The sequence below is a fragment of the Buttiauxella sp. B2 genome, assembly GCF_006376615.1.
Classification (GTDB): domain Bacteria; phylum Pseudomonadota; class Gammaproteobacteria; order Enterobacterales; family Enterobacteriaceae; genus Buttiauxella.
Genome location: NZ_VEXQ01000028.1, coordinates 1 through 24,847, shown reverse-complemented (window position 1 = coordinate 24,847; position 24,847 = coordinate 1). Strand labels below are relative to the sequence as shown.

General features: G+C 47.4%; 23 protein-coding genes and 1 pseudogene. 6 read left to right on the top strand and 18 right to left on the bottom strand.

Annotated features, from left to right (window positions below; genetic code table 11):
- Nucleotides 1-482: 482 nt before the first annotated feature.
- The 3 genes from FH968_RS20830 to FH968_RS20820 form a co-directional block, all read right to left on the bottom strand.
- Nucleotides 483-1,025 (bottom strand): YfaZ family outer membrane protein, encoded by a 543-nt coding sequence (locus FH968_RS20830; RefSeq protein ID WP_139882925.1) that lies wholly within the window; start codon nucleotides 1,023-1,025, stop codon nucleotides 483-485.
- A gap of 109 nt (nucleotides 1,026-1,134) precedes the next feature.
- Nucleotides 1,135-2,193 (bottom strand): porin OmpA, encoded by a 1,059-nt coding sequence (gene ompA, locus FH968_RS20825; RefSeq protein ID WP_139882923.1) that lies wholly within the window; start codon nucleotides 2,191-2,193, stop codon nucleotides 1,135-1,137.
- 175 nt (nucleotides 2,194-2,368) lie between these two features.
- Nucleotides 2,369-2,998 (bottom strand): winged helix-turn-helix transcriptional regulator, encoded by a 630-nt coding sequence (locus FH968_RS20820; RefSeq protein ID WP_139882921.1) that lies wholly within the window; start codon nucleotides 2,996-2,998, stop codon nucleotides 2,369-2,371.
- A gap of 438 nt (nucleotides 2,999-3,436) precedes the next feature.
- Between FH968_RS20820 and FH968_RS20815 the strand changes: the two genes are divergently transcribed.
- The 4 genes from FH968_RS20815 to FH968_RS20800 all read left to right on the top strand — a co-directional run bounded on the left by FH968_RS20815 (nucleotide 3,437) and on the right by FH968_RS20800 (nucleotide 6,902).
- Complete coding sequence (locus FH968_RS20815; RefSeq protein ID WP_139882919.1) at nucleotides 3,437-3,766, top strand: DUF3302 domain-containing protein; 330 nt, start codon at nucleotides 3,437-3,439, stop codon at nucleotides 3,764-3,766.
- A gap of 16 nt (nucleotides 3,767-3,782) precedes the next feature.
- Nucleotides 3,783-4,922, top strand: coding sequence for an HlyD family secretion protein (locus FH968_RS20810; protein ID WP_139882917.1), 1,140 nt, complete (start codon nucleotides 3,783-3,785; stop codon nucleotides 4,920-4,922).
- A gap of 24 nt (nucleotides 4,923-4,946) precedes the next feature.
- Entirely contained in the window at nucleotides 4,947-5,858 is a 912-nt protein-coding gene (locus FH968_RS20805; protein WP_139882915.1) for a DMT family transporter, read from the top strand.
- A gap of 78 nt (nucleotides 5,859-5,936) precedes the next feature.
- A complete protein-coding gene (locus tag FH968_RS20800; protein ID WP_139882913.1) occupies nucleotides 5,937-6,902 on the top strand; it encodes a sensor domain-containing diguanylate cyclase in 966 nt (321 codons plus the stop codon).
- Between the two features lie 2 nt (nucleotides 6,903-6,904).
- Here FH968_RS20800 and yghX read toward each other — a convergent pair whose 3' ends face one another.
- The 6 genes from yghX to FH968_RS20770 form a co-directional block, all read right to left on the bottom strand.
- Nucleotides 6,905-7,792, bottom strand: coding sequence for a YghX family hydrolase (yghX, locus tag FH968_RS20795; protein WP_139882911.1), 888 nt, complete (start codon nucleotides 7,790-7,792; stop codon nucleotides 6,905-6,907).
- Between the two features lie 187 nt (nucleotides 7,793-7,979).
- Entirely contained in the window at nucleotides 7,980-8,858 is an 879-nt protein-coding gene (locus FH968_RS20790) for a DMT family transporter (RefSeq protein WP_139882956.1), read from the bottom strand.
- 167 nt (nucleotides 8,859-9,025) lie between these two features.
- Nucleotides 9,026-10,546: a glutamate:gamma-aminobutyrate antiporter gene (gadC, locus tag FH968_RS20785; protein WP_139882909.1), complete on the bottom strand. Its 1,521-nt coding sequence runs from the start codon at nucleotides 10,544-10,546 to the stop codon at nucleotides 9,026-9,028.
- Nucleotides 10,547-10,651: 105 nt separating this feature from the next.
- Nucleotides 10,652-12,043, bottom strand: coding sequence for a glutamate decarboxylase (locus tag FH968_RS20780; protein ID WP_139882953.1), 1,392 nt, complete (start codon nucleotides 12,041-12,043; stop codon nucleotides 10,652-10,654).
- A 64-nt stretch (nucleotides 12,044-12,107) separates the two neighbouring features.
- Complete coding sequence (gene hdeB / locus FH968_RS20775; protein WP_139882906.1) at nucleotides 12,108-12,410, bottom strand: acid-activated periplasmic chaperone HdeB; 303 nt, start codon at nucleotides 12,408-12,410, stop codon at nucleotides 12,108-12,110.
- 15 nt (nucleotides 12,411-12,425) lie between these two features.
- The gene (locus FH968_RS20770; protein ID WP_139882904.1) at nucleotides 12,426-13,028 is read right to left on the bottom strand and encodes an HdeD family acid-resistance protein; all 603 of its coding nucleotides are present in this window, start codon (nucleotides 13,026-13,028) and stop codon (nucleotides 12,426-12,428) included.
- A gap of 231 nt (nucleotides 13,029-13,259) precedes the next feature.
- Between FH968_RS20770 and FH968_RS20765 the strand changes: the two genes are divergently transcribed.
- The gene (locus FH968_RS20765) at nucleotides 13,260-13,892 is read left to right on the top strand and encodes a YfdX family protein (protein ID WP_139882902.1); all 633 of its coding nucleotides are present in this window, start codon (nucleotides 13,260-13,262) and stop codon (nucleotides 13,890-13,892) included.
- Nucleotides 13,893-13,953: 61 nt separating this feature from the next.
- Here the strand turns inward: FH968_RS20765 and FH968_RS20760 are convergent, their stop codons facing one another.
- From FH968_RS20760 to FH968_RS20750, 3 genes are all read right to left on the bottom strand, one after another.
- Nucleotides 13,954-17,196, bottom strand: a complete 3,243-nt coding sequence (locus tag FH968_RS20760) for a transporter substrate-binding domain-containing protein (RefSeq protein WP_139882900.1) — start codon at nucleotides 17,194-17,196, stop codon at nucleotides 13,954-13,956.
- A 4-nt stretch (nucleotides 17,197-17,200) separates the two neighbouring features.
- The gene (evgA, locus tag FH968_RS20755; RefSeq protein WP_139882897.1) at nucleotides 17,201-17,815 is read right to left on the bottom strand and encodes an acid-sensing system DNA-binding response regulator EvgA; all 615 of its coding nucleotides are present in this window, start codon (nucleotides 17,813-17,815) and stop codon (nucleotides 17,201-17,203) included.
- A gap of 470 nt (nucleotides 17,816-18,285) precedes the next feature.
- Nucleotides 18,286-19,059: an SDR family NAD(P)-dependent oxidoreductase gene (locus FH968_RS20750; RefSeq protein WP_139882895.1), complete on the bottom strand. Its 774-nt coding sequence runs from the start codon at nucleotides 19,057-19,059 to the stop codon at nucleotides 18,286-18,288.
- Between the two features lie 156 nt (nucleotides 19,060-19,215).
- On the opposite strand from FH968_RS20750, the gene FH968_RS20745 reads away from it, so the two are divergent.
- On the top strand, nucleotides 19,216-20,124 hold the full coding sequence (locus FH968_RS20745) for a LysR substrate-binding domain-containing protein (RefSeq protein ID WP_139882893.1): 909 nt from the start codon (nucleotides 19,216-19,218) through the stop codon (nucleotides 20,122-20,124).
- 546 nt (nucleotides 20,125-20,670) lie between these two features.
- Here FH968_RS20745 and FH968_RS20740 read toward each other — a convergent pair.
- From FH968_RS20740 to FH968_RS20710, 6 genes and pseudogenes are all read right to left on the bottom strand, one after another.
- Nucleotides 20,671-21,270 carry a hypothetical protein gene (locus tag FH968_RS20740; RefSeq protein WP_223271357.1) on the bottom strand — a complete coding sequence of 200 codons (600 nt, stop codon included), beginning with the start codon at nucleotides 21,268-21,270 and terminating at the stop codon, nucleotides 20,671-20,673.
- A gap of 93 nt (nucleotides 21,271-21,363) precedes the next feature.
- Nucleotides 21,364-21,750, bottom strand: a complete 387-nt coding sequence (locus FH968_RS20735) for a hypothetical protein (protein ID WP_139882889.1) — start codon at nucleotides 21,748-21,750, stop codon at nucleotides 21,364-21,366.
- A gap of 9 nt (nucleotides 21,751-21,759) precedes the next feature.
- Nucleotides 21,760-22,311 carry a hypothetical protein gene (locus FH968_RS23960; protein WP_223271356.1) on the bottom strand — a complete coding sequence of 184 codons (552 nt, stop codon included), beginning with the start codon at nucleotides 22,309-22,311 and terminating at the stop codon, nucleotides 21,760-21,762.
- A gap of 163 nt (nucleotides 22,312-22,474) precedes the next feature.
- A complete protein-coding gene (locus tag FH968_RS20720) occupies nucleotides 22,475-22,729 on the bottom strand; it encodes a hypothetical protein (RefSeq protein WP_139882887.1) in 255 nt (84 codons plus the stop codon).
- Nucleotides 22,716-23,552 (bottom strand): annotated as a pseudogene (locus FH968_RS20715) (hemagglutinin); the annotation flags it as partial. The gene FH968_RS20720 and the pseudogene FH968_RS20715, both read right to left, overlap by 14 nt.
- 266 nt (nucleotides 23,553-23,818) lie before the next feature.
- Nucleotides 23,819-24,847 (bottom strand): VENN motif pre-toxin domain-containing protein (locus FH968_RS20710; protein ID WP_223271355.1); only part of this gene is annotated, 1,029 nt, incomplete at its 5' end.

The following is a 24,847-nucleotide window of genomic DNA, read 5'->3' as shown; positions in this document are numbered from 1 at the left end:
TGAGTATCATAGTCGTCGACCTGGTTCTACTTTACTACTATATTGCTGCCGCCAAAGGGACTTTTCTCTTACACAATCCTAAATAACAGAAAGCCACCCTATGTTTCCATAGGGTGGCTTCTGAGTGCTTACTATTTGATCTTTACTTGCAATAACCTACATCCTTGTGGGCTCCGAATATCATAATTTTATTTTAACACTCACTCAAATTAATTTTTATTTAAAAATAAATATTGTGATTTAGACAAAAAAATACCCGCCGGACAGGCGGGCATATTGTATTGACACAATAAAGTGCGCGAACAATATTAAAGGATCGAATTACTTGAGGTCGACAATATCAATGAGGTTTGATGCATCAACGTGATAATTGTAATGCGTGACTAATTGCTCGGCAATTCTATTCAGGTATAAAAATAAATTTATGTCATAAATAATTCGAGTTGCAACCAACCCCCTGCTACCAGAAGCATGACGGGTATTTAGAAACTGAAATTGACCGCTGCGTAGCCACCGTCCGCCAGGATATTATCACTATGGCCGTCTTTCCCTTTCATCCCGACATAACGATATCCACCTTCAACTGACAAAGTTGGATTAATGTTCCAGCGAAGACCAGCATTCGCTTCGCCATATTGGTCCACACCGCTGGAGAGTGAATCGGGTGAATAATATCCATCGCCAAACAGGGTAAAATGTTCGCCCAGTGGAAGTTGTGCTCCGCCACCGACGGCTACGGCATAACCTTCATCATTATCATCCGGGTTCAGATAAAGCGTTTTGCCGCCCAGAGTAATCAAAATCGAACCAAGCGGGATATTCCAGCCCATTCCCAGGCTTGCAATATCGCCATCGTTATCGCTGTGTGCCCAGTTACCGCTAAAGACAAAACCAGGCTCATTTGCGCCAAAAGCTATCCCAAGGTTGGTCCATTCACCGCCGGCCTCACCGTGAAATGTCACTGCACTTGCTGAACTTGCTGCAAGTGTCGCGCCAACCAAACAAACCACTTTTAATAATTTCATCGCTTTCCTTATTTTGAATCAGGGTTTTCAGACCAAAAAAAAGCCCGACAGGCACAATGCATCGGGCAAAACGGACGTCACTGCTATTTTTTTAATACTACATGGAGATTTACTGTTGTACTGCTACACCTGCGATTTCTACAACAACACGGCGATCGGGAGCCAGGCAGTTGATCAGCTCATTACGCTCTTGCACCGAATCACAGGTTGTTCCGGTAACGGGTTCGCTTGAACCACGGCCTTCAGCCTGAACATTCTGTGCTGGCATCCCTAAACGAACCAGTTCATCCGCCACGCTCTGCGCACGCTTTGTAGAAAGGTCGAGGTTGTAATTCGAAGAACCCATACGATCGCTATAACCAATCACTACTGTGGTTTGTTCTTTAGCAGCCTGAATTTCTGGACGATTGTAGAGATCACGTACCGCAGCTTCACCCTCAGGTGAAAGGGTGGAGGAGTTAAAACCAAACATAACGTCCGATTTCAGATTGAAGCGTTGTGGTTCAACTGGCGCTTCCACTGGAGCAGGTGCTGGTGCAACGACAGGCGCTGCTGCATTCTGACCAAAACGGTAAACCACACCGGCAGTTACCGTACCAACATCAGCAGAGACACCAATCTGGTTAGAGTTACCTACATTACTTACCCACTGATACTCTACACGGCCAGCCCAGTTGTCATTAAACTCATATTCTGTACCGATAGCGGCCAATGGGCGCACGCCTGTCTCAAATTTGGTACGGTCATCTTGTTGAGTTTCTGCACGATATGCCATTGCACCCGCACGGCCATAAATATCCCAGCTTTCAGTAAATGCATAACTGGCTTTCATAGACAGTTGCAGACCCTGAGCGCCCATTTTGGCACCATCAACACCGTTGTTGCCTTGAATCTGCATATTGCCGAGATAGTCGTAACCACCTTCAACAGCCAACCACGGAAGGATTTGATAACCACCAAATACGCCGCCACCAACGGTATCATTACTGGTATCAAACTCATTGGCGTTATTCAGGTCACCATTAGAATTATTGTTACCGTTGGCATCAAAATAATGTGACCATCCTAATTTTGCACCACCGTACCAGGTATTGGCATCGGCTGCGGCATTAGCATTTGTTACTGCGAAGGCGTTGAGTACGATTAATGCAATAAGAGACTTTTTCATAATGATCCTTGAAATCGCTGCTGAGAGGTTACTCAGTGGTTTTAATATTTCAGCGACGAATAATATTCAGGGATCCTTGCTGATGGAATATTATTTTTGTTTATTTTTACATGAAAAAAAATTAGACGAGATAATGGTAGCCACGCATTTACCTCGCTGATTACTAAGCTGAAAGCTAGAATTTATCTGGCAAATTTATAACATTCAGTAAATATCCGCCACGCTTAATCTCTATGTATCCACCGTTCTTTAAGGCAAACATCACATTTAAAATACTGCTACGTGATAAGTGAGTTCTCTCCTGAATATAATCAAGGATTGATGTTCTTAATCGTAAATCTTCTGGCAAAAGAATCAGCTCAACAAGATGGCCACGAATGATGGAATATGTGCGTTGCTGTACCACAACAGAATCACGATAGAAAAGACGGGTGGTGTAATAAGCGAGGATTATCGCTATATCCTTCCACATATCATGCTGGGTAATAAGTTCATGCGCCAGACTGGCATCAAGACGCAGTATGGTGCATTCGGTTTCTGCACGCAAAATATGGCTGCGTAGAGGTTGTATGCTCTCTGCAATGCCGAACACATTTTGATCGTATACCGTCGCGATAACCAGGCCGTCTGTTGTCCGCAGGACAGATAACTCGCCTTTCTTGAAGATATAAAATTGCGGGCTATGCTTATACCCCCAGTTTATGCGCTTACGGGGAACGACTTCCATCGGCGTTCCATGGGGTTCCAGGACTGCAATCAGACGCTCGATTGCGGCTTCCGGGCGGGTGGGAGGAGGTATCGTCATTTTGTTTCCATTACTGTCTGTTTACGCCTGTACCCTAGAGTATATAACCTTTATATTTTGAGCTGCAGGTAGGCGGTAAGGGGGCTCATCCCCAGTCATTGACGTAAGTTTAAGCGACTGGGCGTGTGTAGCCAATATCCCTACAACTCGAAAGATAGCGGTGTATCACACTAAAAGCCTGGCAGGGTGCGACACCTTGCTGTTTTTGGCCGATAGATACAACCGTGATTGTTACCAACAAAACAAAATTTATCAAATTCCTTACAACTATTTCCGTGTTGAAAAGAAGTGTAATTTTCCATTTTTCCTATTGCACGTTATTACGTCTTTGTGCAATAGGAAAATGATCTGATATTTATTTTTAAATGAAATAAAAGTGGCAGCCATCACACCTTCTCTTTAGTGTCACCAAACATTTTATTACGGGGGCACCCATCTATGTTTCTCGATTACTTTGCCTTAGGCGTGCTTATTTTTGTAGCCCTTACGCTCTTTTATGGCGTGATTGTCGTACACGATATTCCCTATGAAATTGCGGTGCATCGCAATCATCCTCATCAAGATGCCATTCATGCTGCAGGTTGGGTGAGTTTGTTCACACTGCATGTATTATGGCCGTTCCTGTGGATCTGGGCGATGTTATATCGCGAAGACAGAGGCTGGGGATTTACCGTTAAAAATAATGAAATAGAAATGCTAAGAGAAAGACTGGCGCGGCTGGAATCTCAGCACGAACACAATAAAAGCAAGTCATCAACAACCGACTAATTAACCAGGATACATTGTGGATTTATTACTTATCCTTACTTATACCGCAATTTGTTTTGGTATATTTAAATTCTTTAAAATTCCGCTAAATAAATGGAGTGTTCCGACTGCTGTATTGGGTGGGGTTATTCTTATTGGCTCACTGCTGTTATTAATGAACTATAACCATCCTTATACCGAACGGGCGCAGATGGTTACAGTGACATTGCCTATTATTCCGGAAGTAGAAGGTGTGGTGGTAGAAGTCACCCCCGACGCCAACAAGAAGCTGAAAAAAGGCGATTTCTTATTCCGTATCGACCCAACCGCATATGAGGCCAAAGTCGAAGCGCTGCAAGGTGAGATTGAAAGCGCCCAGCAGAACGTTGAAATGCTTAAAGCACGCCTGGCTTCCGAAAATGCCGATATCTCACAAGCGAAAGCATTACGTGATTTAGCATTAAAAGATGCAGACCGTTACCGCAATGGTAGCCGGGACAAAATGAAAAGCCCGTTTACCGACCAGGAAGTGGTTAGCGCACAACAAAATTATCTGGCGGCACAAGCACAGTGGCGCTCTTCCCTGTCGAAAAGAGATCAAACGGAAGCCCAGTTGGATGCCCTGGTAAACGGTGAAAATGCCACGGTGTACAGGCTGAAGTCTCAGCTTAAAGAAGCAGAATATTTCCTTGCGAAAACGGTTATTCGCGCTCCTAGCGATGGTTACGCCACACAGCTTTTCCTGAAACCAGGTATGTTTGTGCGTCCGTTACCGCTGCGTCCGGTGATGGTATTTGTTCCCGAACAGAAAACCAGTGTTTACGCCGTATTCCGCCAAAACTCTGCCCTGCGTTTAACCGCTGGCGACCAGGCTGAAGTGGTCTTTAATGGTCTGCCTGGCAGCGTAGTTAAAGGAAAAGTGAAGCAAATCCTCCCTGCAATTGCCAACAGTAGCTATCAGGCTCAGGGCCATTTGCAAGGCCTGAGTCTTGACCCAAAACTCGACGGTATCTATGCCGAAATTGAACTGAACAATGTTGCAGATGTGGAGAGATTACCCGCTGGGACCATGGGCCAGGTCGCGGTGTATTCAGGGTATTTCGAGCATGTTTCTATTATCCGTAAAATCCTGCTGCGCATGACCAGCTGGACACATTATCTCTATATCGATCATTGATTTAAGGCTAAAAAGGAGTCCCCTATGCAGAAAGCAAAAATACTTATTCTTTTCACTATCGTTATTCTGACGTGGGGGACAACCTGGCTTGCCATGAAATTCGCATTGGTCAGCATGCCGCCGATATTTGCCACGGGGCTGCGCTTTTTAAGTGCCGCTCCCCTGCTGTTCTTGCTGTTGCGTATCACCCGCGGGTCATTGTTATTTCCGCCAGGCCATCGGTTATTCCAGTTCTGCGTGTTCTTATTTTGTTTTTGCTTGCCGTTTACGCTGGTGATTTATGGCCAACAGTATGTCAACGCCAGCACAGCCGCGATAATCTTCGCCAGCATGCCTGTCGCCGTAGTGTTGATTTCGATTGCAGTACTCAATGCTCCCACCAGCTTGCTGCAACTCGCGGGGGCGTTGCTGACCATTCTGTCTCTGTTTAGCCTGCTGCAGGAAGAATCCAGAACCGCTCTGAGCAACAACTGGAAAGGCGCATTCGCCATCGTTGTCGCCGTCATCATGCACGCTTTTATGTACGTGCAATGCAAGCGGCGTAACTGCCGGGTTTCGCTGTTCACGTTCAACGCTCTGCCCTGCCTGGCGGCGGGTGTACTGCTAACGCTGACTGGCGCGATAGTCGAGAAGCCAGAAATTGGAAGTATCACCTGGCTGTCTTTATCTTCAATTATTTACCTCGGAGTGGTAGCGGGCGTATTCGGGATCCTGTGCTATTTCTCACTGCAAAAGCGTGTGTCGACTTTTAACACATCGTTAGTGTTTATCTGCTTCCCTGTTATCGCCGTCTTCCTGGAATCCATGGTTATGGACCGCGAGTTTTCTTCGACTTCGTGGATTTTGCTCGCGGGAATGCTCAGCGGCGTATTTTTATCCTTACTTCCAGTTGAGAAAAGAAAAATGGCGACCACACCGCATCGGCAGTGGAATTAACAAGATATTTTCTCCGCCATATTTACAACTAACCAATAGCTGTTAAAAATGAATATTATTTGTTCATAATTATGGTCAATGTCAGAAGATATTCTCAGGCAGCAGATCCAGAACCTCAAAAAGCACAATGCCCGGCTCAAGAGAATTGCACACGACTCACGAAACAAGTTGAGTGCAGCTCTGGACGGGACAGGCTTGTGTTTATGGCAATTAGATTTGCCAAGCGGCAAGTTAGTTATTTTCAATCGCCGCTGGGGTTCCATGCTGGGCTACCGGCCCAAAGAACTTAGCGCTCATTTTGATGTGTGGCGTGAGCACCTGCACCCGGAAGACAAAGAGATGGTATTGGCTGCGTTTTACGACCATCTCGACGGTAAAACACCCTATTATGAAGCGCTGCATCGCATGCAGGCGAAAAATGGCACCATTACCTGGGTGCTTGATCGGGGAAGAGTAAGCGAATGGAGTGATGACGGAAAACCACTCAAAGTCACCGGCACGCACATCGACATGACCAAAGAAAAACAGTACGAACAACAGCTTGCTAAACTCGCCAACCACGACCCGCTGACCAGCCTTGCCAACCGCTACGCACTGCATTCGCAGTTTGATCTATTAAAAAAACTCGGCGCACTGTCGATAGCCTTTATCGACCTCGATAACTTTAAAAACGTTAACGATACCCTGGGCCACCGCAGCGGTGACGAGGTTCTCCTGCAATTAAGCCAACGGCTGCATGATGCATGTCCACCAGAGGTCACCATCGGTCGCATCGGGGGAGATGAATTTATCCTGCTGCTACCGTGGTCGCTGGAAAGCCCAGAAATCGGCAAAATTGCCCTACGCTGCCTTGATGCTGCCATCACACCTTTTGAATTGGGTAATGGGACCGCGAGCGTCGGTGTTTCCATTGGCGTTAACGAATCCTGGGCCAGCGACAACTTTAGTGATGCGGTAATTCGTGCCGATGAATCCATGTATCTGATTAAACGCAGCGGCAAAAATGGCATCGCGCTAGGGGCCAGGATCCTTATTCAGGGATAGGCTTAGGCCAGATACTTGCGGAACCAGTCGATGGTTCGCGACCACGCAAGCTCCGCCGCTGCTTTGTCGTAACGCGGTGTCGAGTCATTGTGGAATCCATGATTCACGCCTGGGTAGATATAACCTTCGTAGACTTTATGGTTCGCTTTCAGCGCTGCTTCATACGCAGGCCATCCTTCGTTAATGCGCGAATCCAGCTCACCGTAATGCAGTAATAAAGGCGCTTTTATGCGTGGCACATCTTCCGCTTTTGGTTGACGCCCGTAGAACGGCACGGCTGCGGCTAATTCCGGATAAGCCACCGCTGCGGCATTCGCAACCCCTCCGCCATAACAAAAACCGGTGATGCCAACTTTCCCGGTCACTGCATCGTGGTGCATCAAAAACTCAATTGCGGCAAAGAAATCATTCATCAGTTTCGTCGGGTCGACCTGAGATTGCAGCTCGCGCCCTTTTTCATCATTACCCGGATAACCGCCAACCGAGCTTAATCCGTCTGGTGCCAGTGCAATAAATCCGGCTTTGGCGACGCGCCGTGCCACATCTTCAATGTAAGGATTGAGCCCACGGTTTTCATGCACCACCACCACGGCCGGAACTTTACCCTCAGCTTTCGCCGGGCGTACCATGTAGCCCCTCACTTGCCCATGCCCTTGCGGAGATGGGTATTGGATATATTCAGCCACAATATCGGGGTCGGTAAATTCCACTTGCTCGGCGAAGGCGTAATTCGGCGTTAGCAGCGTTCCGAGGGCAACAGCAGAAAGCCCACCGACAACAAATTTCCCGGCGATGTCGAGAAACTCACGCTTGCTGATTTTTCCGTGTACGTAGAAATCGAAGTATTCGAGTAATTCAGGCGGGAAATCTTTTGCAGTCAGTCTGGTCATTGGCAGGTCCTTTATACCCGTCATACTTCAAACTGCTTCTTTGTTGGCCGCGTTCGCTCACCCGAATCACTTACTCATGTAAGCTCATCGGGATTCGCTCTCTTGCCGCCTCAATGCAGCTCGAATTATTTTGGGTATCTGAATTAGGTGTGAATAAATAATGGCCTGCACTTGCCGATTTTGTAAACTATCTGCGCACAACGTTCACTCGCCAGATACCGAAGCAAACCAGCACCAGTGCCAGGGCATAACGCCATTCGAGAATGCTCTCTTGCAGGAAAATGGCCGAAAGCACCGCACCCGATACCGGGATCAGGAAGTTAAACGGTGCAATCATTCCTACGCGGTTATGCTTGAGCAGCAGGCTCCACAGCGCAAAGGCCACAGAAGACAACAACGCCAGATAACCGAGAATCGCCACTGACTCCCAGCCATGAAACGCAAGTGTTCCGCCGCTGGCATAACCACCAACCGTCAGCACTACGCCACCAATCGCCAGTTGCCAACCGGTCATAATCGTCGCGTCCATGGTCTGCGAAATACGTTTGCCATACAAAGATGCGGCAGAAAGAATAAATGCAGCCAGCACCACGAAGCCGTCACCCATCCAGCTAAAACTGAAGTCCATCAACTGGCTGTTGAAGTTCACCACCATTACGCCAGCAAACCCCAGTACGCAGCCCACCACTTTGTTGATGCTCAACTTGTCGTTGTGATAGATAAAATGCGCCAGCAAGACGCTGAAGAAGGTGCCAGTGGCATTCATAATTGAGCCTTTTACACCCGTGGTGTAAGCCAGGCCAATATAAAAGAAGATATATTGAATTGCCGTTTGGGTTACGCCCAATACCGCAAGTTGTGAAAACTGCTGACGCGATAACCGCGCTATCGGCTTGCCTTGTAGAGAGGCAAACGCCAGCAATAACAGGCCCGCGATAATAAAACGGTAACCCGCAAAAACAATTTTTCCCGGCAGGTCATCCGTCGCTATCTGAAAAATTTCATAGCCGTTTTTAATTGCCGGGTAAGCACTTCCCCACAGCAAACAACAAAAAGCGGCACCCATCCATGCGAATTTCTTATCAGTAAACAGCGAAACGTTATTGCTCACGCCCCTTCCCTTACCAAAAATAAACTGTCGTTTCAGAATCGGCCATTATCCGTTAATACAGAAAAATAGCGATAGCGCCATCCACACTTTGCGCAAACACGGTGGATGGCACGACGGTTAATTTAGCGTTTAGGGTAATGCGACGGACGTGCTTTCGGGTGAACCACAAAGTGTCCTGGCGGTGCGTTATCAACTTTTACCGGCACGATTTCCGGTGCTAGTTTTTTATTCGCTTTATCGCGGAACAGATAAACGTTGAACGGCAGGATGAATACCAACACAAAACAAACCACCAGCAAGCCGCCGTATACATCATGGGCATGTGCACCTGGCAGAGAACTCGGTGGGATAAACGAAACGATAAACGCCAGCACGGAAACGATAAGTCCGGAGCAGGCGACAATCAGTTTCACTTTCTGCCCACCAGGAATTTGGAAGGCACGTTTTTTATCCTGCTGTTTGCGCACAAGCTGGATATATCCGAGGAACAACATCAAATAGCTGCACAGATAAATAACCACTGTGAGCGACAGGGCAACCAGGAAAGACATATTGCTACCGCCCCCGGTATTGGTGAGAACAACCAATGCAATGGTCGTGATGGTCAACTGTGAGATAACCAACGCGACCGGCACACCATTTTTATTCACTTTGGCAAAGCGAGCTGGCAGCAACCCTTTCTGTGCGGTGACTAACATGCCGCGAGATGGGCCAACTATCCACGAAGCAATTTCTGCCAGTACGCCAAGCATTAATAATGCGGAAACCGTACGAATCGCCCATTCAAAGCCTGGACCGTAGTAACCAATCAGTGAACTAAATGCCTGCATCACACCCGCAGAAAGATTAATTTCATCGTGCGGGATAACCGCCGCCACGGACAAACCGCCAATTGAACTCAGTACGATAGCGGCAATCACCAGCAGGAACATTGCCAGCGGATAATCGCGCGCAGGGTTAGTCATTTCATTAACGTGAGTCGCCGAGGCTTCAACACCCATATAGCTGAGCACAAACGCCACCATCACCACGAGCGTGCCAATCTGTGAAAAATCAGGGAAGAAAGTGCTAGCCGACATCTCAATAGCCAGAGGCTGGCCGTGATACAGCCATGCCACAGCCAGGGCAACCAGAACCACCGCCGGGAATAAAATCCCACAGAAGAAACCAAGTTTGGCAATGCGCGCGGTGTAGCGAGTCCCTTTGAATTGAGTGAGTGCGAGCCCCCACAGAATAATGACCGCGGCTATCGTTCTAACCAGTGGATCAGTATTCAGTGCTGGCCAACTGAGAATGTAAGAGAGCGCGCCGAGTACAAAATAGAGCATCGGGATAAAGCCAATGGCGATTTGCAGGTAGCTAAAGGAAATAGCGGCAAATCCCCAGCGCTCGCCGAGCGTATTGGAAACCCAGGCGAACACGCCCCCTTCTTCCCAACCTTCAACGGTGGCCATTTCAGCAGCGCACAGGCCGACGGGAATAAACCAGAAAATCCCGCCCATCAGCAGGAAAAAAATCAGGCTAAAACCTGAGGTGGCAAACGTAGGATATTCATATACCGCCATCACCATCGACGCGGTAATAGCGAAAAAACCAAGTAAAGTGAGCGACCTTGCGGGGGTGTTAGTTGTTGTGGTGGACATAATCCTCTCCGCATCCACAGGCTGGAATAGCCTGCGGATGTTCATGCGTGATGAATAAAGAGAGCCGTTGCTGAAAAGCTCTCTGGTTGATTGATAAGAAAGGGTTTAAGCGTGGTTGAAGCCACCGGCTTCCTGTGCGGTAAGCGGTTGAGTGACCGGATTTTTTTCCAGCGCTTCAAGGGTGCGTTTCAAGTCGGCAATCAACAATTCAGCCAGATCGATGCTCATACCGTGACGCACCAGGATGCGCTGTACGACTAAGTCTTCGCGATGAGTCGGCATGGAATAAGCAGGTACCTGCCAACCACGGCTGCGCAGACGATCCGCCAGGTCATACAGTGTGTAGCCGCAATTGTGCTGGTCAGCTTTTAGCGCCCAGGTCAGTGCCGGAATGCCATTGCGCTGGTTGCCGTCAAAGATGATTTCGAATGGGCCAATCGCCGCAATCTCACGCGCCAGATACCGTGCTGTTTCGTAACAAGCCATGTGGATTTTGCGGTAGCCTTCGCGACCCAAGCGCAGGAAGTTATAATACTGCGCGACAATTTGCCCACCCGGACGCGAGAAGTTCAGCGCAAAGGTCGGCATATTGCCGCCGAGATAGTTAACGTTGAAAATAAGTTCTTCTGGCAGATCCTGTTTTTCACGCCATACCACCCAACCTGCGCCGAGCGGTGCAAGACCAAATTTGTGGCCAGAAGCATTGATTGATTTCACCCGTGGCAGGCGGAAATCCCAGTCAATTTCAGGTGCACAAAATGGGGCAAGGAAACCACCGCTGGCAGCATCAACATGCATTGGGATATCAAGGCCTGTGCGTTCGAACAGATCGTCGAGCGCATCATGAATTTCTTTAACTGGCTCATACTGGCAGGTGAAAGTAATGCCCAGGGTTGGCATCACGCCAATGGTGTTCTCGTCGATATATTTAATCGCTTCATCGGCGGTCATCATCAGGCGGTCGCCTTCGAGCGGCACTTCACGCAATTCAACGTCAAAATAGCGGGCAAATTTATGCCAGCAAATTTGCACCGGGCCACACACCATATTCGGCTTATCGGTAGATTTCCCTGCCAGTTCACGACGTTTACGCCAGCTCCATTTGAGCGCAAGGCCGCCCAGCATTGCCGCTTCTGAAGAACCGATGGTTGAGCAACCCAGTGTCTCGGTGGCTGACGGGGAATGCCACAGATCGGCAAGCATAGTCACACAACGTCGTTCAATTTCAGCCGTTTGTGGATACTCGTCTTTATCAATCATGTTTTTGTCGATGGAGAGATCCATCAACTGGCGAACTTCGTCATCAACCCAGGTCTGGCAAAAGGTCGCCAGGTTCTGACGGGAATTACCATCCAGCATCAATTCATCATGAATGGCATGAAACACATTACGCGGGTTACTTTCCTGAACCGGAAATGCTGTTTTTGGCAGTGAAGTTGATAATTCAACGGAAGCATATACATCGTCATTTTCATTTCCGATGGGCTGAATAAGCATAGTCATGATTAATCCTTAATTCGCAACAGGTTCGTTAATAATTAATTTAATAGTGCGTATGGAGTTATTTAATCGCCGGGGTCAATTCACCCAGTTTTGCTGTCGGTGTCTTTTGGCATTGTTTAAATATTTTCGGTACAGCGACGGTTTCCACTTCATGCCAATGAACATAATCGCCGCCTTTAAAATCGGTATTTCTATTCACCACCCAAAAGGCAATTGGCGTCATAGATTTTGGATTCATATCCATAAATTCACGACAAGTCATATTTTGCGGAGTCGTTTCTTGTTCTGCGAAAGCACTATTAATCGTGGTTGCCATAGCCGCAGCAGCAATAATTATCGAGATACTTACTTTAAGATTCATAAATTATTCCAGTGATTATTGTGTGTCTTTGAGAGCCAGTTTTTTAGGTTGCGCTGGCGAAAGTTTCTTACGCAATGAGATAAAGCCCCCAGCGCTAAAGATCATCTCCAGGCCGATAAAAGCGGTAGTAAAGAGATACGATTGTTCGGGGTTCATACCCAGCCAAATAGCGGCAATCAGTAGGTCGAAAATACCGATGAGGATGTTCCAGGCGTATCCCGCGTGGCCACGCATTCTGAAGCCAGAAACGATGCGTGAAACTCCGCCGATAATAAACAAACAACAAAAAATGATTGATAACGAATTCATGCCTACCACAGGGTTAATGATGAAGGCATAACCGAGCAATAACCAGGCAAGGGCAAAAACCGCACTAACAAATTTAGATTTCCAGTGCTGCTTGCGAAAAACAATCAAGCTATAAAAGGTATAGAAACCGCAGATCATAAACATCATGCCAGTGAGATAACTGAGGTACAGTCCGGCCATAAATGGATAGATAAGACAGCAAGCACCACAAATTAGCAGAAGCACTGCCATGACCAGGGAATGTTTTTTATAATAAAGGCGAGAGCTTTCGTTAAGCGCCTTTAGTCTATATTGGTTAAAGATGAACATAAATTCTCCGCCGTATATTTAATGATTTAAATAGTAAAACTTGTTATACGACCGAGTAAATAAGAGCAAAGACGCATCGTTATACGCTGAATCTGACACCTGTATCCGTATTCTGACAAATGTCGGACAACCCCTTCATTATTCATTCGACACTCTGATGTTCATCACGATATTTATTTATTATTCTGCTGTCGTCTGGTGATGAACACCTATTTTATTAAGGAGAAGATAATGAAAAAATTAATTCTGGCAGGTCTATTGGCAACCATGATGAGTTCTGCGCCTGTATTAGCAGCAACCGCCACCACTCCAGCGCAAACCGCCGCGACAACTGCACAAATTCAAAAAGAAGCCGCTGATGTGATGCAAGTTGCAGTACAGGGCGCGAATGCCATGCGTGATGTTCAGTTCGCAAGACTAGCACTGTTCCACGGTGAGCCAGCAAGTGCTAAAAAGCTGACTGATGACGCAGCAACCCTACTGAAAGATGACAGCATCGACTGGGCTAAATTTGTGAAAACCGATGCTAAAGCGAAGATGATTGACGATCAATACGTGATCATTAACGCCACCGTCGCCCTGTCCGAAGACTATGTTGCGACTCCGGCCAAAGAGAGCGCCATCAAATCTGCCAACGAAAAAATGGCGAAAGGCGATCAGAAAGGTGCAATGGATACTTTACGACTGGCGGGTATTGGCGTGATGGAAAACCAGTATCTGATGCCGTTGAACCACACTCGTAAAGCAGTTGCACAGGCACAAAAACTACTGGAAACCGGTAAATATTACGAAGCTAATCTGGTACTCAAAGGCGCTGAAGACGGCATCGTTGTTGATAGCGAAATGTTTGCAGCATCAAACTAATCTGCGTTCGTATTGAGAGTGCGTCCAGAGAATGGTCGGGCAGCTCGCCCGACCAAACTGATTAATGACTGATCAAACTGTCTATCTCAACTTCTATCTCTCGCATCACAGCGGCAATTTTTTCTAATGCCTCCTGCCGGACTTCAAGCGGCAATGCGTCATATCGGCGCGACTCAAAAGGCTCGCACAATTCCTGTAGCACGGTGATTTCCAGAATTTGCGCCGAGCCATGCAGGCGGTGTAATGCGTGCAAAAACATCTGCGGTTCATCCTGCTCTATCGAGCGGTATGCCATTTGCAAATCATTGGCCGATGCTTCACGAAACGTTTCCAGAATCTCGTTCATCAACTTGCGATCGCCACCAGTATTCTCATTCAAAATGCTGAGTTTTAAATGCCGGGTGACAGAAGGCGACGAGCGGTCACTGTCGAGTTTACTCAGCTCGTGGGTCAGGGTTTGAATCGAAACCGGTTTAAACAAACACTTGTCCATCCCACTTTGCAGGCATTGTTCACGCGATTGTGAAAGCGCACTGGCGGTGAGCCCCCAGATTTGCAGCCGCAAATGTTGCTGGCGCAAAGACGCAGCCAGCGCCAGGCCGTCTTTTTTCGGCATATTCACGTCAGTTATCAACAAGTCATACTGCTTATTGGCGATTTTCGCTTCGGCCTCTTCACCGTCACAAGCCTCATCCACGTTGTAGCCAATGGCGTTCAGCTGGCGTTTTAGCAACAGGCGATTGGTCGGATTATCGTCGGCAATAAGAATCGACAAACGCGGCAGTGGTGACAAGGCCGCCGGGGTATCGCTGGTCGGCGTGAGCAATTGCTTCGCGGTTTCAACTGCCAGGGTAATCGTAAAAGTGGTGCCCTGTGACTGACGGCTACTCATCTCCAGCGTGCCACCCATCAGCGTCACCAGCTCTTTACAGATGACCAACCCCAAACCTGAGCCCGTTTGTTTACGTCCCTGGCGTGCCTGAACATAACGATGGAATAACGTTTCCTGCTCTTCCGGGCTGATGCCACAGCCGGTATCGCTAACCGTGACGACTAGCGTGCCGTGTTTATCATCTTGACGTATCAGCTGGGCAGAAACCTGAATATACCCCTGATCGGTAAACTTCAGTGCATTACCGACCAGATTGGTGAGGATTTGCCGCCAGGCCTGCGGATCAATCAAAACCCGGTCATTAGTAGCCAGCTCGCTGATGCAGCGCAGCGCAACGCCTTTTTGCTTAGCTAGCGCGTCAAAGGAATGACACTGTAGGTCTGTCAGCTGCGTTAAATCCGTCCACTGCGGGGCAATCTGATATTTGCCAGACTCAATTTTATCGACATCAAGGATCTTGCCGATAAGCCCCAGCAGAGATTGGGCGGTAGCTCCGGCCAGGGCAATGGCTTCTTTACGCTGACTGGCATTTAGATCTGAACTCGACAGCAATTCTAAGAAACCCACAATAGAGCTAACTGGCGTACGCAACTCATGGCTCATGCTGGCAAGAAAGCGGCTTTTCGCTTTAGTAGCCTGAATCGCTTTATCTTTTTCGGCCTCCAGTTCGTGGGACAGCGCTTCTTTGAGCTGCAACTGTTCTTCAAGCTGCCGTTGCGATTGCTTTCTCTTACGTACTTCACTCGACAGCGAAAGCCCCCAACCGAGGCTGATGGCAATCAACGCCAGAGCGAAGATAACCAACTGGTAGAACTGCTTGCTGTAGAGGCTCCAGGTATCTTTCTGCACGCTGGAGATTTTCGACCACTTCTCCGTCATTTGCAGAATGTCGCGTGGGGGAATGGCTTGCAGCGCCTTACTCAAAATAGATTTAAGTTGCGGTTCATCGCGCGACATCGCAAAGCTGATTGAAGCAGCGGGCATGTCAGGCAATCGCATATAGTGCATATTTTGCGGATAGTAATGATCAATCATGTAGCGGGCTGAAAGCTCGGAAGTAACCGCCGCATCAACCTCACCTTCCTCGACCATTTTCATCGCCACGCTGACATTATTCGTTTCGACCCAGGATGCCTGCGGGTAACGCTGCTTTAAATCGTGCGCCAGAATACTCCCCGTTGCCAGTGCGATGCGCATCGGTTTTGCCTGTAATGTGGCAGCCGTTTCGCGGTGTGCCGTAACAATCACGAACGAGACATTCATTAGCGGATCGCTAAACGAGACAAATTTCTGTGCTTCATTACTGAGGGTGGCTGCGGGGATCATGTCCCAATCGCCCTGAGCCATTTTCTTCGTCATTTCGCTATTGGAATTGACGATAACTGGCTTAAATTCCAGCCCGGTTTGCAATTGGATGATATTGAGCAAATCAGCCATGATGCCGCGCAACTCACCGTCATTATCGACAAGCGTAAAGGGCGGATAATTTGGGTTAATCAACACCCGGATTTCAGGATGCTTTTTAAGCCAGCTTTTCTCCTCTGGGCTGAAGGGAATCGGCTTATTCAGGTAGGCAAGATTGCCGCGATTCAACCAGTTCTGCATCACCCGCATATGGGTTTCATTGCTGATAGAGGTAATAAAATGTTCAAGGATGCTTTGCAACAGTGGCTGATTCTGGCTGGTGACAAAATAATTGTATTGCTGCTGCTTGTTAAAGTAGTGAGTAATAACCAGCGACTGCGAGAAATATTTGGAGATGCAATTAGCAGTAGTCACGTTATTACCAATAAAATATTGATTCTGCCCAGTCATAACAGACGACATCGCCTGGTAGTCGCTATCATAAAAGGTAATTTTCGCGTTAGGAAATGCCACCTTAGCCACATCCAGGAACGAACAATTTCGCACGCAAGCAAGGGTAACCTTTTTGCTGGTGGTCAGTGGCAGCAACGTATTTTTGAGTGAAGTGACCAGCGTCGGCCAAGTCTTTATTAACGCCGAGGTGCGCAGCAAATCACTGCCTATATTTTTGCGCTGAGATAGCTGAGTCAACAAAGTATCGACTTCGTTTCTTGAGAGCGCAGCAAGGGCCTCTTGTTCGTTATCGTACTGTTTGATAGCAATTTTAATGTTCAGATTCTTTTGCAGCAGCGCCAGATAATCTGCATTCACACCCTGGTAATGTTCCCCTCCGCTTTCATAATCGATGGGTGAAATTTCCGGCAACCAGGTGCCAACCGTCAGGGTGCTTTTGCGTGCCAACCAACGCAATTCTTCGGAGCTTAAAGGAATATCCAGCGACGATGGCTGGTAATTACTTTTAAGCTCGATCAATTCGCTCGCGCCGAAGGCTGAAAAAATGCTTAAGCAAAACATCACTACCAGTGAAAAATATAATCGAGCCTGCATAGCATTATCCTATTTTGTTTCTTTGCGCATAATCATAAAGTTCCATTAATGAGGAACAATCCAGCTTTTCCATTAAGCGGCTTTTATAGGTGCTAACGGTCTTATTACTGATATTCATTTTGCTGGCGATGGTCGTGTAATCAATGCCATTAAGGATATAGCGTAATACTTTCATTTCCTGGGTAGATAACGTATCCAGCTTGTCTTGTTCAGTGATGGCCGAACCGCTAAAGCGTTCGAGTGAGAAAGGGAAATAACTGTAGCCATTTTTCGCAGCTTCAATAGCCGCGAGAATATTGTTCATTCCTTCTTTTTTGCTAACAAACCCATTAGCCCCGCATTCGGCACTGCGTTTACCGTAGAACAATTCATTCTTGGCCGAGATGATAATAATCATCCCGACATAGTGCCGTTTGCGTAATTGTTCCAGTACTTCAATACCACTGATACCGGGAATATCTACGTCAATGATCAGCAGTTCTGGCTTGAGTTTTTCTGCGGTTTGCACCGCCAGTTCACCACTATCCAGCTCAGTAGTGACCGTAATGCCATTGGTATCGAGTAAGTTGCGAATGGCGATACGCGCCAATGGGTGGTCGTCAATAATTATCGCGTTCATTGCGTTATAAAATCCTGATAGAAAAAAGGAAATAGCGATGCCAGACCGCAGGTGCAGTATTATGATAATTATGCTTATATTATTTTGAGATACCGTCAATGCATCTACATCTGGAAGTATGACGGAAATAAGGATAAATCTGGAGAGAACGAGAGTTTAACATTGCTGAATAAATCGTTCTGAAATGTTTACACCCAAATAAGTAACCAAAATAATTCAAATGTATTTATTTAAGCCTTGTTTTTATAATTATGTGAATAACACTTAACATGATATCAATCATATTTGGATGACAGCTGTAGGAAAGGTCTTTCAGATATTCAGGCGGGTTCTTAAAAAGTGGATAAACTTTGCGCTCATCCACCTTTGTTCATTCAAAATACTCGCTTAATCAAAAATCTGGTCATCTTGTACTTCAATATTGTTCGCCAGATTCCAGAGATTGGGCAAAGTCACTATCTGCACTAATATTAGTTACGTCCAGCCATCACGCCGCCGTCGACATCCCAAATCGCACCCGTTACCCAACCAGCTTTATCAGACAGCAGGAAAGCCACCGTTTCCGCAACATCGTGCGGCGTGCCCACACGGTTAATTGGGTGGAAGCTGTTGAAGCTGTCCATTACACCGCGAACGTCTTCTTTCGGAATAAAACCTTCGTAAATCGGCGTTTGCACTACCGCTGGTGATACCGCATTCACACGAATTCCGTTACCGCCAAGTTCAATGGCCATATTTTTGGTCAGTGCATGCAACCCAGCTTTAGCCATGGAATAAGCAGATGACGGTGTTGCACCAATCGCCTGCTGCGCCCTCATTGAACCAATATTGACGATGGATCCTTTAATTCCCGCCGCCAGCATGTTTTTCACCACATCGCGGGTGATAAAGAACGTCGTGCGGTTGATGCTCATATACATGTCGTAATCCGCTTCTTCGTGCTCGGCAAAAGGTTTCGGGAAGAACACACCGGCAGCATTCACTAGCAGGTCAATATCACGGTGTTCGGCATTCACTACTTCCATCACATGCTTCATGCCATCAGTCGTCATCAAATCAGCGATGATGGTGGAAACCTGGCCTAGCGGTGCCAATGCTGCACGTGCTTCTTCCGCTTTCGCCTGGCGATTGCCTACCAGCACCACGTTGCCGCCTTGTTCCAGAACCACATGCGCAGTTTCCAGACCCATACCGCTCGTGCCGCCAACAACCAGAAGCTTTTTACCTGCGAATACATTGCTCATGTTTATCTCCAAAATAAATTCTTTGTTAGGTGCTACACAGAAGAAACTTGTCTCCTTGTCGATGCGCAAAGAATGCCAGTTCTTCTCGACTCACACGAACCATAAGAACTACACTTTTGAGATAGAAAAACTATCTCATTAATTTAAAGAGACCCGATGCGTATCCTGAACAGGCTGAAATGGTTGCAGGCTTTTGAGGCTACCGCGCGCCACGGCAGCTTTACCGGTGCGGCAACCGAACTTGGCGTTACACCTGCGGCGGTAGGCCAGTTGGTACGGGCATTAGAAGAATGGGTTGGGCATCCGCTTTTGGTGCGCAGCCGTTCCGGTAATGAACGCTTGTCGCTAATTAACGAAGCTCAGAATGCGCTTGAAGACATTACAGCTGGCCTGGATAAACTAGAAAGCGGGCTAAAAAAACTACGCGGGCGAAAAGCACGTTCAGTGCTGGTTGTCACCGCATCGCAAGTATTGGTGATGAACTGGCTGATGCCGCGTCTTAGCCGTTTCTCAGAACATAATGATTCAATCGACGTGCGCCTGGATGTGGCAGACCGGCTCATCGATCTCAGCCATGGCGAAGCAGATGTTGGTATTCGATGCGGCGGCGGTAACTGGAAAGGTTTAGTGGCTGACTGGATGATGGACGAAGAAGTGGTGATGATTTGCAGCCCTTCTACACTTCCCGCCACTGGGCTTGCGAATACGGATTGGTTATACGAACAAAAACTGATTCAGGACGATACGCCGCACCCCGGCGCTAACTTCCCGTCATGGGAAAGCGTGCTGCAAAAAGTGGGGCTCGAAGGCGTGAAGCAAACGTGTCTTCACATCAACTCCACCGCCACCGTGATTCAAGCGGTGCTCAGTGGCCGGGGAGTCGCGCTGGTGCGCAAAGCGCTGGTGCAGCAGGATTTGGATATTGGCCGCCTGGTGCAGCTATTCCCGGAAATCCGCTGGCCGATTAGCTGGTCTTATTACGTGGTGTGTTCAAGCGCGTCTTTGAAACGCCCGGAAGTTAAGGCATTTCATGACTGGATATTGGGTGAGGTGCGGGTTAAGTAGGAAGCATGCTCTTATCCATGTTCTTGCCTGCTGACAGACTGACATCACCATCCCCCACCACTGTATGCGTGGTGATTTTCTTCAGGAGCCCGCTTTTGGGTTTCGTCTCTTCTTTAAAGTGGTCATCACTTTCTGTCGCAATTTCCAGGTTGATGTCACGCCCGCCTGCATACCAATGTTGCCACCTGCGGGTACCCTCACAGGTCCGTCAATGTGAGTTCCCCGCATGCTTACCCTGAAAGTCGAAAATTTGATGGTGTGGAGTGCGCAGTATTGTTGTCGAGTCAGCCCACTGGTCCACCAGCTGGCGACGTGCTGTATTTTTTCATCAAGCGTATAACGTTTTTGGGATTGAATTGGTTTTCCTCAATGGCGACAGAATTTGAGATAAAACCAATGCTAACGACATGAAAAACTATTGGAAGATGAGTTCACCGTAACGTTACTTTTTTCAGGGCGTGATGGCGAAAGTGATGCTTGAAAAGCGGTAATGCAGGTTTGAAAGAGAAGCCAGCTTCCCTTTCAATAAATCACGTTCAAAAGGAATTATTTCTTAAGCAAGCGCGGCAATTGATTGTTAAGCTCAAGCAAACAGCTATTCATATACTTTTCTGTCTCGGTTGTGACTCTGGCATAATTATCCATGCGCCAGTCAGATAATTTTGCTTCCACCGGTGTTGGCGAGCATTCCGCTACAGTAAAGGCCGAGAACATATTGCCACTTTCAGGGCGCTTATAGAAAATCACCTTGTATTTCAGCTGATAAGACGGGGTGGCCGCCGTTGCATCGTTATAAACTAGCGCCCATGTAGCATGACCAATATAAAGTGGCTGCTTGTAAGCATAACCATTAGCGTTGGCCTCCAACCACTGGCTGATATTCTGCTTCGCTTTCGGCGTAAACCAGGCATCCGTAGGATTGGTCAATGCATCAATAGTGTTTCCTTTGTAATTCTCTTTATCAAAATCACCGCTATTGATGTTTCCGGTCAGTGCCCCTAACACAGCCAATCCCATTCCCGTCGTGGCATGCGTCGGCGTGACCTCGCGCAGCTTGTTATCGGCTATGCGATTTTTATTTAGATCGGCAAGTGCTGGCACGCTGACCGGGTCCGGCATCACCGACGCCGCACAACTTGACGTCACCACCGCCCCCGGCGTTATCCAGCTGCGGCCGAGAGAGGAAGGGCGTTTGATGGCGTAGAAGCAACAACCCCGGCTCGGTGCCCGGGGTTGGTTTTAATCAAACTCGCTTTCTAACCGTTCGACAACCCGTTTGTAGATCTCGATAACTTCAGGAACGCCATCGGTAAGATCGTCTTGAAAGTATTCCTGATATAGTTCCTCAGGCCATAAAGCTAGTTCGTATTCACTTAAACTTTTTATTTTCCAATATGTTGATGGGCGATCATCAACAACTTCAAAAAGGCATGCCGGCGCAGGTACAGCATATCTCATTGGGATCTTTAGTATTGTTCCGGCGTAACGCCCTATTTGTGTATGAATACCAAGAACTGTATAAACCGTCCCAATAACGAAAGGGTATTGAGGATCTTCATGCTCATCGAGACCCATACTTTGTTTTTGCTCTGCGGTTAAGCTTGTTGCAATACATTTAACTTTCATTATGTTGTCTTATTTTTGTGTTGGGATGGTTTTCGGCTCAACCAGTTGACCTGTTATTGCATTACGGTAAGCATGAATTTCAAATTGCGAGCCATCAGCAGCGGTATAACTCTTACTGGATACTTTGCTCCAGTCAGACACCTTACCGCCATATTCTGCTACTAACCTAGGTGCATCACGTAACGGATCTTTAGATCCATTACCAGCTAGCGAAGCATCTCCGCTTTTAGCAAGATCAGCCAACTGAGCTTCACTCGCCAGCGACTTATTCAGGTTCAGACCACTGGCTGCACTGTGAGCCGCATCAGCCGCGACCGACTCTGCCTTCGCCGCCGTCGCTTCTGCCGCCGTTTTGCCTATCCCTATCGCGCCACTGGCACCCACACCTCCCGGCACTATCGCTTCCGATAACTGGATACCGGCATTATTCAGGCACAACACCACGTTACCCGCACATGCCTGTATTGCGGCCTGGGCCGCCGCCGCGATTTCTGGTGTGGCCGCAGCCAGTAAACCACCACCAAGACCAGCCGGAAGTGCCACCATCAACGCATCGTTCATCGCCAGTCCTTTCTGGCACGACGCTGAACCCGGATTGTCTGCACAGGACGCAATATTCTTGCCATGTTCCTGAACAAACGTTGTCTGAGTGTCCTCATTCCCACCCAGAAGATTATTCTCAGCAACAATCCCAGCCTTCTGACTGGGATTGTTGTGGATTTATTTATCTGCTTCTTTTTTTGTTTTTGCGCTCTTGTAGTTTGGCTTTAATCCAGATACCGAAGCCAAGTATTAAGCCGCCAGTAATACCTTTTCTGAAAGCATCAGCGAAAGCTTCTTTCCAATCAAATTCAAATATATCTATTTTAAAATAAACAATTACTGACGCCATTAGGTATGCAAATACTATGGCAACATACAATATGCTCACACAGGAAAAAATTAATTTAACCAAACCCTTAATGTTAATTTTTTCCATTTTTTTTACCTGCATTATCAAGCTTCTCTTTAACTTTATTACCGGTAACCTCTCCTACAGTTGAACCGGTAACTGCACCAATTATTTCAGCGCTACTTTCTTTAATGACAGGTTTTAATTGCTCAGTTGCCACTTTGCCAATGCCGCCGCCAAATATAGAACCCATCCCAGCAGCAATGCTGGAGTTAGTCGGATCTTCCCCCTTAATACTGCTACCAATTGCAGCCCCACCCATATTGATAGCTGCAGAGGCTTGCCAGCTTTTTCCTGTCGTTGCAGCCGCTGTGACTCCGGCCATAATCGCATCAACGTAGCTGAACGGATCATTTCCGCTTAGCTGAACACCGGTATTAACTGCCGTACCTATGGCTGCGTTAGCAGCCATACCTTTCACCGTAATACCCAGCACACTGCCACCAAACATCAGCGGCGCATCACCGATGCTGGCATTCGATTTATGGTAGCCCCAGGTGTTCATAATGCTCTGGGCTTTAGACATAGCTTCAGAATCAGGGCTACGTTTTATATAATCCTGCCCAGAAAGCAGCCCTTTAACCAGTTCCTGCGATACCGCTGTGCCGTATTCCCTCTCCATCTCAGAGGCATAAACACGCAGGTAACCCGCCAGTTCAGCTTTCTCTGTGCTGCTCATTTGAGAGGGGTCTTTAGTAAATTTAGAGGCTAGTGCATCACTGCGCTTGTCTGCGTTTTCCAGCTTGATAAGCTCATTGGCTGTAGCTAACGACTTATCACCGTTCTTAATTCTCTCAACCGCTTTGTCGAGTTTGTCTGATGATGTCGCACCAAGGAAATTATTCTCCACAATAATATATTCCAATCTCGAAAGATTAGGATTTTTCATGTTTCATCGATAATAGAAATACCAAAAAATAAAACCAGCTGGTATGCCCATCCAAGTTAACTTGAGAGACATAAATATATCTTTCAACGAAAATGGAAAATTACCATTCACATCCCAAGCCAACCATGCACCCAACAGACGGCCAAATATTGTCAAAATTAATAGAACCACACTCATCGAAAAGCATAAATATAAAAGATTAAGTAATGATTTTGTTCTATTGTTCATCACTTACCTCCACCATTTTTTAGCTTATCCTGAACCATACCAGATACGGCAGAATCACCAATATTACCGACTATTGATGGTAGTGGGCTTTGTGATACCGGTTTAGTTATTGTCCAGACTCCTGCTGGAACCCATTCATACTGTTTTGATATAGGGTTTAATTTTTTATCAAATGGAACTTTTATAACATTGCCTGCGGCATAGCCAACAGATGCCCCTGCTTTGCTCAGTAGGGCTGCCATAAACGGATCGTCACCGCTAATTTCAGCCTGATAGTAACCACCTGCCGCATTCCATGCCACTGTTGGGTTGTATCCTTTACCAGCGGTGATGCCACCAACGATGACTGAACCAATTACGTCCGACAATTTAACCTCACCAGTTGTACCATACTGAATCCCGGCCCCTACCCCGGCACCAACTCCCACAGCTATAAGCTGTTCTTTGGTATTATTTACTGCATTGGTGATAATGGCTTTTCCGCCCATTATCGCTACCGGCCAGGATGTTGGATCGCTAATAACAGACATTATACGATCGCCCTGTGTAATATTATCCTGTAAGAATTTAAGATCAGTTCCATTAAGGTAATTGACCAGCGCTGCGGCACTCGGATCTTTCAGTTTTTCATCCAGCCTGACCTGTGACGGATTAGCATCATTAGCAACATTGGTGTCACCCTGTATCAGTTCCTGCCAGGTTACACAGGCGACACCACCGCCAGTACAGGCTTCAACCAGCTCCTTGCTGTTTCGATTGCTGATGTTTATGTATTTCTCAACGACATTATTGCAGTCACCACCAGAGGCTTTGCACTCCTGCATTTCTTTATCAAGCTGACGGGCTTCTTTTGAGCTAAGGTAGTTATTCTCCACCGCATTCTTCCCGGCCTGTGCTCCGGCGGTGGTACTGCTGCTGCTGTCGCCTGTCAGATTCCCTGTCAGGCCCGACGCGATGGTCGCCAGATTGCTGATCAGCTGCTTATCGCTTTCGCTCAGGTCCCGGTTATCTGTATCCGGGAACAGCTG

Coding starts and splice junctions, on each gene's coding strand:
- FH968_RS20790 (WP_139882956.1), bottom strand. CDS start 8,858: ATGGGTGCCGCTTTTTGTTGTTTGCTGTGGGGAAGTGCTTACCCGGCA.
- FH968_RS20765 (WP_139882902.1), top strand. CDS start 13,260: ATGAAAAAATTAATTCTGGCAGGTCTATTGGCAACCATGATGAGTTCT.
- FH968_RS20820 (WP_139882921.1), bottom strand. CDS start 2,998: ATGACGATACCTCCTCCCACCCGCCCGGAAGCCGCAATCGAGCGTCTG.
- ompA (WP_139882923.1), bottom strand. CDS start 2,193: ATGAAAAAGTCTCTTATTGCATTAATCGTACTCAACGCCTTCGCAGTA.
- FH968_RS20800 (WP_139882913.1), top strand. CDS start 5,937: ATGTCAGAAGATATTCTCAGGCAGCAGATCCAGAACCTCAAAAAGCAC.
- FH968_RS20770 (WP_139882904.1), bottom strand. CDS start 13,028: ATGTTCATCTTTAACCAATATAGACTAAAGGCGCTTAACGAAAGCTCT.
- FH968_RS20720 (WP_139882887.1), bottom strand. CDS start 22,729: ATGGAAAAAATTAACATTAAGGGTTTGGTTAAATTAATTTTTTCCTGT.
- FH968_RS20780 (WP_139882953.1), bottom strand. CDS start 12,043: ATGCTTATTCAGCCCATCGGAAATGAAAATGACGATGTATATGCTTCC.
- FH968_RS20745 (WP_139882893.1), top strand. CDS start 19,216: ATGCGTATCCTGAACAGGCTGAAATGGTTGCAGGCTTTTGAGGCTACC.
- FH968_RS20750 (WP_139882895.1), bottom strand. CDS start 19,059: ATGAGCAATGTATTCGCAGGTAAAAAGCTTCTGGTTGTTGGCGGCACG.
- FH968_RS20815 (WP_139882919.1), top strand. CDS start 3,437: ATGTTTCTCGATTACTTTGCCTTAGGCGTGCTTATTTTTGTAGCCCTT.
- FH968_RS20805 (WP_139882915.1), top strand. CDS start 4,947: ATGCAGAAAGCAAAAATACTTATTCTTTTCACTATCGTTATTCTGACG.
- FH968_RS23960 (WP_223271356.1), bottom strand. CDS start 22,311: ATGAACGATGCGTTGATGGTGGCACTTCCGGCTGGTCTTGGTGGTGGT.
- FH968_RS20760 (WP_139882900.1), bottom strand. CDS start 17,196: ATGCAGGCTCGATTATATTTTTCACTGGTAGTGATGTTTTGCTTAAGC.
- FH968_RS20735 (WP_139882889.1), bottom strand. CDS start 21,750: ATGAAAGTTAAATGTATTGCAACAAGCTTAACCGCAGAGCAAAAACAA.
- gadC (WP_139882909.1), bottom strand. CDS start 10,546: ATGTCCACCACAACAACTAACACCCCCGCAAGGTCGCTCACTTTACTT.
- hdeB (WP_139882906.1), bottom strand. CDS start 12,410: ATGAATCTTAAAGTAAGTATCTCGATAATTATTGCTGCTGCGGCTATG.
- yghX (WP_139882911.1), bottom strand. CDS start 7,792: ATGACCAGACTGACTGCAAAAGATTTCCCGCCTGAATTACTCGAATAC.
- FH968_RS20830 (WP_139882925.1), bottom strand. CDS start 1,025: ATGAAATTATTAAAAGTGGTTTGTTTGGTTGGCGCGACACTTGCAGCA.
- evgA (WP_139882897.1), bottom strand. CDS start 17,815: ATGAACGCGATAATTATTGACGACCACCCATTGGCGCGTATCGCCATT.